Genomic DNA, 13,702 nt, shown 5'->3' with positions numbered 1-13,702 from the left:
CTCCTTATTCTTCATTCTGTACAAGTACATTTCTCGGCTTGCTGCCGCTGCTCGGTCCAATGACCCCATTTGCTTCAAGATCATCGATCAGCCGGGCTGCCCGGTTGTAGCCTACCCTGAACTGGCGCTGCAGAAGGGATGCACTTGCACGCTGCTCTTCGATGACAAACCATTTGGCATCCGGGTAGAGCGCATCCTCGGATTCCTGCTGCTCTTTCTGAACCGGTTTGTTCATGATCGATTTTTCGTAATTGGCCTTCATCTGGCTTGTAATATAATGGACGACATCGCTGACTTCATTGTCGGAGAGGAATGCCCCCTGCACACGGATCGGCTTGGACTTGCCGGATGGCAGGAAGAGCATGTCGCCCCGGCCGAGCAGCTTCTCTGCCCCCTGTGAATCGATGATGGTCCTCGAGTCCGTCTGGGAGCTGACGCTGAAGGCGATTCTTGATGGTATGTTCGCTTTGATGATACCTGTGATGACGTCGACTGATGGCCTCTGGGTCGCGATGATCAGATGGATGCCGGCGGCACGTGCCATCTGCGCGATTCTGGTGATGGAGGCTTCAACGTCCTTCGAAGCAACCATCATCAGATCGGCAAGTTCATCGATGATGACAACAATATATGGCAGTTTCTGAACCTTTTCAGGTGTTTCGCTTTCACGTTCCAGATACTGGTTGTATGCTTCAATGTTACGTGTATTGGAGTGGGAGAACAAGTCATATCTCCGCTCCATCTCGCTGACGATCCTATTCAGGGCATCGCTCGCCTTCTGAGGGTTGGTTACCACAGGACTGAGCAGATGCGGAATGCCATTATAGACATTCAGTTCGACCATTTTCGGGTCGATCATCATCAATTTGACTTCGTGCGGCTTTGCATTCATCAGCAGGCTGATGATGATGCCGTTGATGCAGACAGATTTACCGCTGCCTGTGGAGCCCGCAACAAGGAGGTGCGGCATCTTGTTGAGCTCCGCTGATATCGGACTGCCCGATATATCCTTGCCGAGCGCCACTTCAAGCGGATTGTCACTTGTTCTCCGTTTGAGCACCTCGCGCAGCGTCACCATGCTGATGACGGAGTTCGGCACCTCGATGCCGACTGCGGATTTTCCTGGAATCGGTGCTTCTATACGGATATCCTTGGCTGCCAGACTGAGTGCGATATCGTTCTGGAGATTGATGATCTTGCTGACCTTTACACCGATATCCGGCTGGATTTCAAACTGGGTGACGGCCGGGCCGATACGGATTTTCGAAACTTTGGCATTGACCCCGAAGTTCTTGAGCGTCTCTTCAAGAATCTTGCCCTGCTTCAGCACTTCCTTATTGCTGACCGTCTCGGACACTTCTGCATCCTTCAGCATGGTGATGGACGGCAGCTCATACTGCTTCAGCTGCTTGATCTCTTCCTCATCGAATGTCGCCGGTTCCCCATCACTGCTCTCATCCGCTGCCTCATAATCATCGGGGTAGTCTTCATTTTCATACTCTATTTCTGTCGCCTCAGTGCTTTCCTTCTCGATTTCAGCTGTTGTACCGGAGTCTGATGCTTTCTGTGCAGTCGTTTCCTGCTGCGTTGCAGCTTCCGTCCGATCGTATTCATGCATCGTCTCGATGATGGACTCATCTGCTTCAAACTCGGCGGGCTGCTTCGGCGCCGCCCCTTTTTCAGCTGCAATCATGGTTTTTGCAGGCTGTTTCTTTGCAGCAGGGGTCTTGATCCTGTCATCTGCTTTCTTTCTGTCCGATGCCTTTTCAACCAGTCTTGAAAAAAGCCTGGCCAGCTGCTCGTAAAGCGCCCCGAGACCTCTGATGACCGCATTGGCGATTCCTTTCAGCACTTTTGATGTCTTCACCATATCATGGGATATGGACTGCTCGATGTCTTTCGAAGTGATCAGCAGATAGCTGATATAAAGGAAGATCAATCCGAGCAGCAGCGTTCCCACCATGGAGATGCCTGTGGATGAAAATGAAAACAGCACCTGGCCGATGATGCCGCCACCGAAGAAGGCCATGATTCCGACGGTCTGTATCGTTTCAACAGTCTGCTGAAAAGTGTAGAAATCTTCTATTCTTGCTCTGTCTACAATATAAAGCAGTGTATGGAACAAGAACAGCAGTCCGAACTGCATCAGCATATATCCGCCCATTCTGCGGGTAAGTGGTATTTTCTGCTCAGCTGCCAGATATATGCTTGTGAGAAAAAGCATAAGATATGTAAAATACCTGCTTGTACCGAAGAGGTAGGCAAAAAATGCATCGGTGTATGTACCTATGACACCGAGCTGAAAAATGGTGATGAACAAAATGACGATGAGAATAAAGGCGGAAATCGAATAATAGGTTCTATTATCCTTCTTTTTCTTCTTCCTTGTCTGCCTCGACTTCCCGGTTTTCTTTGCCATCGTCTGCGTCCCTCCTATTTACAATGAGACTGCCAGAACTGGCAGTCTCATTCCTGTTTTATATTTCGGATATGATCGGAATGATCATCGGGCGACGTTTTGTATTATCATACAGATACTTGCCGAGATCATCTCTAATACTCTGTTTAAGCGTACTCCATTCCAGTTTCTTCTCGTCCATCGAATCAAGTACGATCTTATGCACACGTTCCTCTGCTTCCTTCAGAAGGTCTTCGCTCTCCTTCACATAGACGAAGCCCCGCGACTGGATTTCCGGACCGGCCATGATCCTGCGTTTTTTCGGATCGATGGTGATGACGGCGATGAAGATGCCATCCTCACTGAGCAGTCTGCGGTCCCTGAGGACGATATTGCCGACGTCACCAACACCGCTGCCGTCAATCAGCACATTTCCTGCAGTGACCTTATCGGCACTGATCATCTTCTCTCCATCATAGGTGACAACGTCGCCTTTTTCCAGAAGGAAGATATTTTCAGGTTCCACACCCGTTTCAGCAGCAAGCTTGGCGTGTGCAATCTGCATTTTGAATTCTCCCTGTACCGGGATGAAATTCTTCGGTTTCATTACATTGAGCATGGTTTTGAGTTCCTCGCTCATGCCATGGCCCGATGCATGGATGCTGCGCTCCGGTGTTGCCACCTCGGCACCTGCTTTGACCAGTTCATTCATGGTGCTGTAGAGGATGACTTCCATATTCGAAGAAGGTGTCGTCAGTATATAGACGATATCGCCTTCCTTGATGTTCGTCACTTCATGCTGGCCGCGTGACATTCTGCCAAGTGCTTCGATCGGTTCACCCTGTGAGCCTGTCGCTATGATGACCACTTCATTGTCGGGATAGTCGCCGATTTCATGGCTTGGCACAAGCAGACCTTCCGGAATATCGAAGTATCCCATGTTGCGGGCTACTTTGAAGGAGCTCTCCAGAGTGCGGCCGAGGAATGAAACCTTCCTGCGTGTCTTCGCTGCGTTCGTCAGCACCTGCTGGATGCGCACGAAGTTCGAGGCATAGCACGATACGATAATGCGTCCGCGTGCTCTGGCAAAACCGTCCAGAATATGCTCCTCGATCATGTTCTCAGGGGTGTTATAGCCCCTTCTTTCCGCCTCGGTGGAGTCACTGATGAGCGCCAGAACATCCTTTTTGGCTATATCGTACATTTTCGCCATGTTGTAGCCATAGCCGTTCTTCAGGCTCTGGTCGAACTTGAATTCCCCTGTGTAGACGATGGAGCCATACTTTGTCTCAAGGCTCACGCCATAGGAATCCGGAATGCTGTGGCTTGTTTCAAAGAACACCATCTCAGCATTCTTGAACTTCATGCGCGACTGGCTGTTGATTGTATAGAACTTCACTTTCTTGTTGACGCCCTTCGCCTTGAGGCGGTCTTTGACGAGTGCAAGCGTGAGTTTTGAGCCGTAGACCGGCACGTTCAGGGAATCGATGATGTATGGCACTGCACCGATTGCATCCTCATGGCCGTGGGAAAGGAAGATGCCCTTCAGCTTCTGCTTGTTCTCCTGGATATAGGTGATATCCGGAATGACAATGTCAACGCCGAGCATTTCATCTTCCGGGAACATGAGTCCCGCGTCGAGGATGAACATCTCGTCTTCCACTTCAACGACGTACATGTTCTTAGCAATCTCGCCGACGCCACCGAGCGGTATGATTTTGACTTTCGCTTCATTCTTTTTTGCTTCGTTCAAATTATTTCCTCCTAAAGCCTACTTGAAAGTGGCGTGGTAGAACTTCCCATCTATTGTGAGGTGGGATACTTTGACTTTCTTTGTATCGTATCTTGTCTCTTCGCTGTTCTTCAGCGCAAGATGATCGATTGTCTTTTCCTTGGCATTCAGATCCTTGAGTGCATTACCAAACATCAGATCTTCAAAAATGATCTTTACTTCATCGTCATCTTTGATCCTCAGTTGACCCGTGACATCATAAGTCACTTCATCAAGTTCAACTTTATCAAAAATCATCGCTACTTCTCTCCTTTTTCTTCCTCGAGCAGTACTTTGCGGGAGGCATTGACTCTGCCCTGGTTGTCGATGTTTGTTACTTTGACAAGGAACTTGTCCCCGACTTCCGTAACGTCCTCGACTTTGGCAACTCTTGAAGTATCGAGCTGTGAAATATGGACGAGTGCGTCCTTGCCCGGGAAGAGCTGGACGAATGCACCGAACTTCTCGATGCGCCTCACTTCTCCCATATAGACCTCTCCAACTTCGGCGACACGTGTCAGATCTTTGATGATCTGTTTTGCACGTGCAATCATGTCGGCATCGGTATGGCCGATGAATACCGTACCATCCTGTTCGATATCCAGTTTGACACCTGTCTCATCGATGATTTCATTGATCTTCTTGCCGCCGGGTCCAATGACGTCTCTGATCTGGTCCGGTTTGATGTGCATGACTTCGACTTTAGGGGCATACTTGCTGACTTCTGCACGTGGCTCGCTGAGTGTCGCCAGCATGTTGTCGAGAATCTGGGCACGACCGCTTCTTGCCTGCTCCAGTGCTTCACGCAGAATGTCTTCACTCAGACCTTCGATCTTGATATCCATCTGGATGGCAGTGATGCCATTTTCGGTACCGGCCACCTTGAAGTCCATATCACCAAGTGCATCCTCCATGCCCTGTATGTCGGAAAGGATCGTATACTGGTCATCCTTCATGACAAGCCCCATAGCAATGCCGGCAACAGGCGCCTTGATCGGTACACCTGCGTCCATCAGTGCCAATGTGGATCCGCAGATGGAAGCCTGGGAGCTGGAGCCGTTCGATTCGAGCACTTCCGAAACAAGACGGATCGTGTATGGAAATGCGACTTCATCAGGGATGACCTGAAGCAGCGCACGCTCACCAAGTGCCCCGTGTCCGATTTCACGACGTCCCGGTCCTCTGATCGGACCTGTTTCCCCTACAGAGAAATTCGGGAAGTTGTAGTGGTGCATGAAGCGTTTGTTCTCTTCCACACCAAGACCGTCGATGATCTGATGTTCGCCAAGCGCACCGAGCGTACAGATCGACAGTGCCTGTGTCTGACCACGTGTGAATAGTCCGGAACCATGGGCTCTCGGCAGCAGACCTGCCTGTGAATCGAGTGGCCTGATTTCTGAAGGTTCACGGCCATCCGGACGGACCTTCTCTTCAGTGATCAGTCGGCGGACTTCATTCTTAAGAAGCCCTTCGAGGATGCCGGATGCTTCCGAACGGATTTCCTCATAGTTCTCCAGAGACTCGTCGAATGTGTCGAGAATACGCTTTTTAGCATCATTGATAGCTGTTTCGCGCGCCTGCTTGTCCGGATCCTGGATGGCATCATACAGTCCCATGGACAGTGCTTTCTCTTCCATCTGGTGTGTGAGTTCATCATTCGTCTCAGGCAGCTGGAAAGGACGCTTTTCCACATCCAGCCCGCTCAGGATGGATTCCTGGAAAGATACCATTTCCTTGATGCTCTCATGTCCGAACATGATTGCTTTGAGCATCGTTTCCTCTGACACTTCCTTCGCACCCGCTTCGACCATGTTGACGGCATCCTTCGTGCCGGCCACCTGAAGGTCTATTTCGGAGTGTTCCAGTTCGTCCGTCGATGGGTTGATGACGAATTCTCCGTCGATCAGTCCGACAGTTACACCTGCAATCGGTCCATCAAACGGGATATCACTCACGCCAAGCGCAAGGGATGATCCGAGCATGGCAGCCATCTGGGGCGATGCATCGGGATCGACAGACAGCACAATGGACATGACCTGTACATCATTTCTGTAGCCATCAGGGAATAGCGGGCGGATCGGGCGGTCGATCAGACGGCTTGTAAGGGTTGCTTCCTCACTCGGTCTGCCTTCACGCTTGTTGAAGCCGCCAGGAATTTTACCTGCTGCATACAGCTTCTCCTCGTATGCTACTGTCAGTGGGAAGAATGGCAGGTCCTTCGGCTCTTTGGATGCTGTTGCGGTACTGAGTACCACCGTCTCGCCATAGCGGATGAGAACAGCACCGTTTGCCTGCTTCGCCATTTCACCATATTCGACAGTGAGCTTATGTCTGCCCCATTCTGTTTCGTACACTTTTTTCGTTGATTCTGTCATAATTTGTCTACTCTCCTTAGTAAGGCTACTTGTTTCAATCATATCACTTTTGCAAAAAAATATACATAAAAAAAGGGCATATCCATAGGATATGCCAGACCATTTCTTATCTGCGGAGACCGAGTCTCTGAATGAGTTCGCGGTATCTTTGAATGTCTTTTTCACGAAGGTAAGTGAGCAGGTTTTTTCTGCGTCCGACCATTTTGAGAAGTCCTCTTCTTGAATGGTGGTCCTTCTTGTGTGTACGCAGGTGATCGTTCAATGCTGTAATCTCAGCTGTCAGTACAGCGATCTGTACTTCCGGAGATCCAGTGTCGGATTCGTGTGTACGGTATTCCTGAATCAGTTCATTTTTGCGCTCTTGTGTAATTGCCAATAGAAACGCCTCCTTGTTATTATTGTTCACCACTATCCGAGCAGATGTCGGAGTTTCGCTCTGCCAAGACTAGGGCACTTCGCTCATTATACTTGAATCGTCATGCATTTTCAAGTAGGCCGATGGCTTTTTGCTTATCTTTTGCAATCTGTGCCTTCAGTTCATCTATCCCATTGAACTTCCACTCCGGACGGATGAAGTGGTGCCAGTGGACAGTCACGTTCTCTCCATAGATGCTCTCGTCAAAATCGAAGAGGTGCACTTCAATCGAAACACGCTCCAAATTGTCATGGAAGGTCGGTTTGACACCGACGTTGCATACCCCCCTATGGACGGTCCCTTCATTATCAAGCTGCATGGTGACTGCATAGACACCTTTGGCCGGAAGGTGATAGCGGTATTCCGGTTCTATGTTGGCCGTCGGGAAACCGATTGTCCGCCCGCGCTTCTCCCCCTGTACGACGACACCTTTCACTTCATATGGTCTACCGAGAATGAGATTGGCATGCGCGAGGTCGTGTGCGGCCAGATCCTCCCGGATGCGGGTGGTCGAAATCTTCTCCTCGCCTTCAGTGATCTTGCCGACCCCTGTCGTATTGAAGGATTCATAGCGGGAGAGTGTATCAATATTGCCCTTGCCAAGCTTTCCATATGTAAAGTCGAAGCCTGCCACCACTTCCTTGATATCAAGCGCCATGATGTACTGCTGGACGAATTCATCAGGTGAAAGTCCTGCCAGTGCACTGGAGAAATTGATCACAAAGCAGTAGTCGATGCCGCGTGCCTCGAGCATGCCAAGCTTTATATCGAGCGGTGTCAGATAGGTTGTCCGCTGCTTTTTCGGACTCAATACAACTGAAGGATGGGGATCGAAGGTCATCACTGCCTTTTTCAATCCTTCCGATTCGGCAATCTCTTCCATTTTATTTATGACATTCTGATGGCCTCTATGGAGACCGTCAAAGAAACCGACTGCCACCGCAGAAGGTTCCAGGTCGAGCGCTTGCTGTTCATGTGGATAGTGAAGTCTGTAGATTTTCATTTCATCGCCTCTTATAAATTGAACATTTGGTATGGTTTCATCAAGTCTTCTCGTTCAGGGTGATCGTAGTATATTCCGATCGGTACGCCCTCATGCCTCAATGCCACCATTTCGACATTCTCCATGTCTACTTTGTCCATGATATCAGATTTGTCCACTTTCTGCCCATTGCGGATTCTGAAAAGGAAGTCCTGATCGGTAATCTCAATGGTCGGCAGTGATTCGATGATCTCTGCAATCGGTACAATGTAGTCTGCAGGGTCTGAATCCTTCAGTACTTCAAGCGTCACTGTCCGGTCGAGGGTGAGGCCGCATGATTCCGTGCGTACGAGACGGGACATGTGTGCGTGTGCACCGAGTGCACGGCCGATATCGACAGCCAGCGTACGGATATACGTCCCCTTAGAGCACTCCACGTCAATGTCGAAGGTGATGAGACCATCCTCCCTTTCGATATCGCTCGTGCGGCTGATACTGTGGATGTGCACTGTCCTCACCGGGCGCTCGACCTCGATGCCCTGACGTGCATATTCATAGAGCTTCCTGCCATCCACTCTGACGGAGGCATATTTCGGCACCTGCTGGCGGTAGCTGCCGAGGAAACCTGCAACCACCTGGTCGATCGACGCATCCGTAATACCGGACAGATCTTCGGTCCTCGCTTCCACCGCTCCGGTCTGATCCTCCGTATCTGTGGAAAAGCCGAGTGTCACCTGTGCCTGGTACCGCTTCTTCTTCGTCTGCATGTATTCGGTCAGTTTGGTGCCATCCCCGATGACAATCGGCAGCACACCGGTCACCTCCGGATCGAGCGTGCCGGTATGGCCCACTTTCTTCATATGTAGAATTCTGCGCATGCGGATGACAACGTCATGGCTTGTCAGTCCTTTTGGTTTGTTGATGGGTATTACACCGTGCATATCCATATGCCTCCATATAAAAATAAAAACCTGGGGGGAAACCCCCTCAGGTCTATTTATCTTTGATTTCATTGAGCAGATTTTCAATCTTGTTGCCGTATTCAATGGAAGTGTCGTACTTGAATTGAAGTTCCGGCGCTTTTCTGATTCTGATCTCCCTGGCCACTTCGGAGCGGACCAGTCCTTTGGCACGTCCAAGTGCCGCTTCCACTTCCTCGCGATTTTCGTTGAGGGAAGTGAAATAGATGGTTGCAACTTCCATCTCCTTCGTCAGCTCGACATCCGTCACAGTGATCATTCCGATATCGGGATCTGATACTTTAGTACGTATCGTCTCGCTTACAACTTTCTTGATTTCTTCTGCAACTCTTTCGTGTCTGTTGCTCATAGTCATCACCTTTCAATTTCAACCATGATATAAGGTTCAATCTGGTCTCCCTCTTTAAGGTCGTTGAAGTTCTTGATTGTGATGCCGCACTCGTAGCCGGCAGTCACTTCCTTCGCATCGTCCTTGAAACGTTTCAGAGTATCCAGTTCACCTTCATAGATGACTATACCCTCTCTGATGACTCTTACACCTGAATCTCTGGTGATTTTGCCGTCCGTTACATAGGAACCGGCAATCGTGCCCACTTTGGACACTTTGAATGTCTGGCGCACTTCCACATTGCCGATGACCTTCTCTTCGAATTCAGGGTCAAGCATGCCCTTCATCGCAGATTCGATCTCTTCAATGACGTTGTAGATGATGCGGTGGAGTCTCATATCGATGCCTTCACGCTCTGCCGCCTTCTTGGCATTGACATCCGGACGGACGTTGAAGCCGATGACAATCGCCTGTGAAGCTGACGCAAGTGTCACATCGGATTCATTGATGGCACCGACACCCGTGTGGATGATGCGTACGTTGACGCCTTCAACATCGATCTTCATCAGTGAAGCGCTCAAAGCTTCGACAGAACCCTGGACGTCCCCTTTGATGATGATGTTGAGGTCTTTCATTTCGCCTTCCTTCATCTGCTCGAACAGGTTGTCGAGGCTGACTGCTGAAGGCTGTTCACGGTCATTGATCACCTGCTGCTCGCTTCTTGCCTCACCGATGCTCCGCGCTGTCTTATCATCCTTGAAGACGACGAAGCGGTCACCCGCATGCGGTACATCATTCAGACCGGTGATTTCAACTGGTGTCGAAGGCCCTGCCTTCTGGATGCGTCGGCCGAGGTCATCGACCATTGCTCTGACTTTACCGAAAGTATTGCCGACAACAATGGAATCACCGACCTGCAGTGTACCATGCTGGACAAGCAGGGATGCTGCCGGACCTCTTGATTTGTCGAGTTCCGCTTCGATGACGGTACCTACAGCTGGTCTGTCGCTTTTCGTCTTCAGTTCTGCAACTTCACCGACGAGTGTAATCATTTCAAGCAGATCATCGATACCATCACCGCTCAGGGCAGAAAGCTGTACGAAAATCGTGTCACCGCCCCAGTCTTCAGGGAAGAGTCCATGTTCGCCGAGTTCCGTCATGACACGGTCAGGGTTCGCTGTCGGCTTGTCCATCTTGTTGACAGCCACAATGATCGGTACTTCCGCCGCTTTGGCGTGGTTGATGGCTTCGATCGTCTGTGGCATCACACCATCGTCAGCTGCAACGACAAGTACAGTGATATCCGTCACCTGGGCACCGCGTGCACGCATTGTCGTGAACGCTGCGTGGCCCGGTGTATCGAGGAATGTGATCTTCTTGCCATCGGATTCGATCTGGTAGGCACCGATATGCTGCGTGATACCGCCCGCTTCACCTTGTGTCACTTTCGTGTTGCGGATGGAGTCGAGCAGGGTCGTCTTACCATGGTCGACGTGTCCCATGATTGTTACAACACTTGGTCTCTCTTCCGTCAGGTCGTCACCTAGTTCGAAATAGTTTTCGAGATCCGTGTCATCGACAATGACTTCAAGCTCGGCAGTGAATCCATTGTCACTTGCAATCAGTTCCACTGAATCGTTATCAAGCGGCTGGTTGATGGTCGCCACTGTACCGACCATGAACAGATCCTTGATGATCTTGGATGAGTCAAGACCCATCTTTTCAGCCAGTTCGCCTACTGTAATACCTTCCTGATACTTGAATTCCTTAGGAATTTCGACTTCCTTCTGAACCGGTTTCTGTTTCGGAGCATTATTCTGCTTTCTGTTCTTCGGTCTGCCGCCGGCCCCTGGCTTCTGGTTCCTGTTGTTTCTGTTCCTCTGATTCGGGTTGTTGTTCTGTCTCTGGCCGCCGCCCTGGTTCGTATTGTTGTTCTGTCTCTGGCTGCCCTGGTTCTGGCTGCCGGACTGTTTCTGGCCGCCCTGGTTCGCCGGCTTCCTGTTTGAACCGGAGTTGCTGGAAGCATTGGATTTCCTGAATTCCTTGTTCAGAAGCTCAACTTCGTTGTCTTCCAACGACTTCATGTGGCTTTTGACTTCAATGTCTCTCGCCTGGAGGAACTCGATCACTTCTTTACTTGCGACTCCGCTCTCTTTTGCATATTCATAGATTCTGATTTTACTCATCGAATCACTTTCCTTTCTCTTTAAGCTGCAGCATCTTCCGGCTGAAACCTGAATCTGTCACTGACAATACCACGCGGTTTGGTGCGCCCGTCGCAATACTGAGGTTCTCGTTGGTATAGTCATCAATCAACGGTACGTTGTAGTAGCTGCATTTATTCCTGACTTTTTTCGCTGTGCTGTCTCCTGCATCGCTTGCAATGAAGACCACTTTAGCCTTCTTGTGCTGGATGGCTTCTATCGTCTTGTCTTCCCCGGTCGTCAGCATGCCTGCACGTTTGGCCAGCCCCAGAAGATTCAGTATCTTATCTGTCATCTTTTAGGGATATCCTCACGGTAGATCAGGCGGATGATCTCATCATAGACAGGACCGAGTGTGTCACTGTCAAAGCCGAGTCTGCCTTCAAGCTTCCTGCCCTTGCGTGCTTTTTCCACCGTTTCAAGATTTTTGACCACGTAGCTGCCACGGCCGTTCTTCTTGCCGGTCGGATCGACCGCCACTTCGCCTTCCTTGGTGACGACGATGCGCAGGAGGTCTTTTTTGGGATGCATTTCATTGGTCAGGATACATTTCCTGAGTGGTACTTTCTTCTTCATGATATATCACCCGCATATCTTATTATAGGACGCCTTCTTCTCTCGCATCCGATTCGCTTTTGATATCGATCTTCCATCCGGTCAGCTTTGCAGCCAGACGTGCGTTCTGTCCTCTTTTACCGATGGCCAGCGACAGCTGGTTATCCGGCACGATGACCATTGTGGACTGGTTGTCTGCATCCACGATGACATCGACGACCTGGGACGGGCTGAGTGCATTTTTGACAAAGACCTTCGGATCTTCATTCCATAGGACGATGTCGATCTTCTCGCCTGAGAGTTCATTGACGATCGCTTCCACTCTGGCACCGCGTGCACCGACACATGAACCGACTGCATCCACGTCCGGGTTTTTGGCGAATACGCTGATCTTGGAGCGCTCCCCAGCTTCTCTGGCGACACTCATGATTTCGACGGTACCATCATAGATTTCAGGTACTTCCTTCTCAAAAAGGCGCTTCAGCAGATTAGGGTGGGTTCTCGATACGAATATCTGAGGTCCTTTTGTCGTCTGTTCGACCTTATTGACATAGACTTTGATCCTGTCATTCGGACGGTAGACTTCATTCGGCATTCTTTCGGATTCGCTCAGTACCGCATCTGTACGACCCAGCTGGATGTGGACGAAGCGATGGTCGACACGGTCGATCAGGCCGGTCATCACCTCATCCTCCTTGTCGATGAATTCATTGTAGAGAATGCCCCGCTCAGCATCACGGAGACGCTGCATGACAGCCTGTTTGGCAGCCTGCGCACCAACGCGGTTGAAGTCCTTCGGTGTCACGTCCTCATCGAACGGATCGCCGATTTCATATGCCGGGTTGACCGTACGGGCCGTCCCAAGGTCGATCTCCGCTGTGGAATCTTCGACCTCCTCCACAACGTCCTTCCTCGAGATGACACGGTATGTGCCGTTTTCCATGTTCAGGTCGACCGTAACATTCCGATGCTGGGAGTAGTTCTTTTTGTATGCTGTAAGAAGCGCTGCTTCAATTGTTTCGATGAGCACCTCTCTCGGAATGCTTTTTTCTTTTTCAAGATATTCTATTGCATTCAATAGTTCCTGGTTCACTTATAAGCGCCTCCAATCATAATATTACCGCTTTTCTTATCGTTGCGATCTTGTCGCGGCTGACGACCACTGTTTTTGTGCGGGTCTTGTCCTTATACTCGATGGATACAGTATCAGAATCAAAGTGTTTCAGTATACCGGTCCATTCCTTGCTGCCTTCAATCTGCTGATACGTTTTGACATATATGCCCTGGTCCAGTGTCATCTCCAGATCATCGTCATTCTTGATCGGACGCTCGGCACCGGGAGAAGAGACATCCAGGAAATAGCCGCCCTCGATGATTTCCCATTCATCCAGCTTTTCACTCAGCATTTCACTTGCCCGGGCACAGTCCTCGAGTGTGATGCCGCCCTTCTTATCGAGATAGAGTCTCAGATAGTAGTCAGGACCTTCTTTCACGTACTCCACTTCAATAAGCTTGTATCCCATTTCTTCGACGAGTGGCTGTGCGTGTGTCATGACCTTCTGTTCAGTACGATTCATATGTCCATTCCCCTCCTTCAAAACTAAGAGAAGAACGGGCGCGCCCGTTCTTCTCCTTGTGACTGGGTATTTAATATCATAATAATTATATCACACAGCCATTATGCCTGCAACTTG

General features: G+C 50.1%; 13 protein-coding genes. All 13 read right to left on the bottom strand.

What is annotated here, in order from left to right; all coding sequences use genetic code 11:
• Positions 1–4: 4 nt before the first annotated feature.
• On the bottom strand, positions 5–2,419 hold the full coding sequence (locus J4760_RS01600) for a DNA translocase FtsK (protein WP_145285440.1): 2,415 nt from the start codon (positions 2,417–2,419) through the stop codon (positions 5–7).
• Positions 2,420–2,477: 58 nt separating this feature from the next.
• Complete coding sequence (locus J4760_RS01595) at positions 2,478–4,151, bottom strand: ribonuclease J (RefSeq protein WP_145285438.1); 1,674 nt, start codon at positions 4,149–4,151, stop codon at positions 2,478–2,480.
• An 18-nt stretch (positions 4,152–4,169) separates the two neighbouring features.
• Positions 4,170–4,427 (bottom strand): hypothetical protein, encoded by a 258-nt coding sequence (locus tag J4760_RS01590; protein WP_145285435.1) that lies wholly within the window; start codon positions 4,425–4,427, stop codon positions 4,170–4,172.
• 2 nt (positions 4,428–4,429) lie between these two features.
• Complete coding sequence (gene pnp, locus J4760_RS01585; protein WP_237604559.1) at positions 4,430–6,544, bottom strand: polyribonucleotide nucleotidyltransferase; 2,115 nt, start codon at positions 6,542–6,544, stop codon at positions 4,430–4,432.
• A gap of 106 nt (positions 6,545–6,650) precedes the next feature.
• The gene (gene rpsO, locus J4760_RS01580; protein WP_145285429.1) at positions 6,651–6,920 is read right to left on the bottom strand and encodes a 30S ribosomal protein S15; all 270 of its coding nucleotides are present in this window, start codon (positions 6,918–6,920) and stop codon (positions 6,651–6,653) included.
• A gap of 100 nt (positions 6,921–7,020) precedes the next feature.
• Positions 7,021–7,962 (bottom strand): bifunctional riboflavin kinase/FAD synthetase, encoded by a 942-nt coding sequence (locus J4760_RS01575; protein ID WP_237604558.1) that lies wholly within the window; start codon positions 7,960–7,962, stop codon positions 7,021–7,023.
• Positions 7,963–7,973: 11 nt separating this feature from the next.
• Positions 7,974–8,882 (bottom strand): tRNA pseudouridine(55) synthase TruB, encoded by a 909-nt coding sequence (truB, locus tag J4760_RS01570; protein ID WP_237604557.1) that lies wholly within the window; start codon positions 8,880–8,882, stop codon positions 7,974–7,976.
• A gap of 52 nt (positions 8,883–8,934) precedes the next feature.
• Entirely contained in the window at positions 8,935–9,270 is a 336-nt protein-coding gene (gene rbfA, locus J4760_RS01565; RefSeq protein WP_145285421.1) for a 30S ribosome-binding factor RbfA, read from the bottom strand.
• Positions 9,271–9,275: 5 nt separating this feature from the next.
• Positions 9,276–11,435, bottom strand: coding sequence for a translation initiation factor IF-2 (gene infB / locus J4760_RS01560; protein WP_145285418.1), 2,160 nt, complete (start codon positions 11,433–11,435; stop codon positions 9,276–9,278).
• Positions 11,436–11,439: 4 nt separating this feature from the next.
• Positions 11,440–11,748: a L7Ae/L30e/S12e/Gadd45 family ribosomal protein gene (locus tag J4760_RS01555; RefSeq protein ID WP_237604556.1), complete on the bottom strand. Its 309-nt coding sequence runs from the start codon at positions 11,746–11,748 to the stop codon at positions 11,440–11,442.
• A complete protein-coding gene (gene rnpM / locus J4760_RS01550) occupies positions 11,745–12,032 on the bottom strand; it encodes an RNase P modulator RnpM (protein WP_237605031.1) in 288 nt (95 codons plus the stop codon). The genes J4760_RS01555 and rnpM overlap by 4 nt, the downstream gene beginning before the upstream one ends.
• A gap of 19 nt (positions 12,033–12,051) precedes the next feature.
• Positions 12,052–13,101, bottom strand: a complete 1,050-nt coding sequence (gene nusA, locus J4760_RS01545; protein WP_145285410.1) for a transcription termination factor NusA — start codon at positions 13,099–13,101, stop codon at positions 12,052–12,054.
• Between the two features lie 16 nt (positions 13,102–13,117).
• On the bottom strand, positions 13,118–13,585 hold the full coding sequence (rimP, locus tag J4760_RS01540; RefSeq protein ID WP_237604555.1) for a ribosome maturation factor RimP: 468 nt from the start codon (positions 13,583–13,585) through the stop codon (positions 13,118–13,120).
• Positions 13,586–13,702: the final 117 nt, after the last annotated feature.

The sequence above is a fragment of the Salinicoccus sp. ID82-1 genome (assembly GCF_021991715.1).
GTDB classification, from domain to species: domain Bacteria; phylum Bacillota; class Bacilli; order Staphylococcales; family Salinicoccaceae; genus Salinicoccus; species Salinicoccus cyprini.
This window is presented reverse-complemented; position numbering and strand designations above follow the sequence as displayed.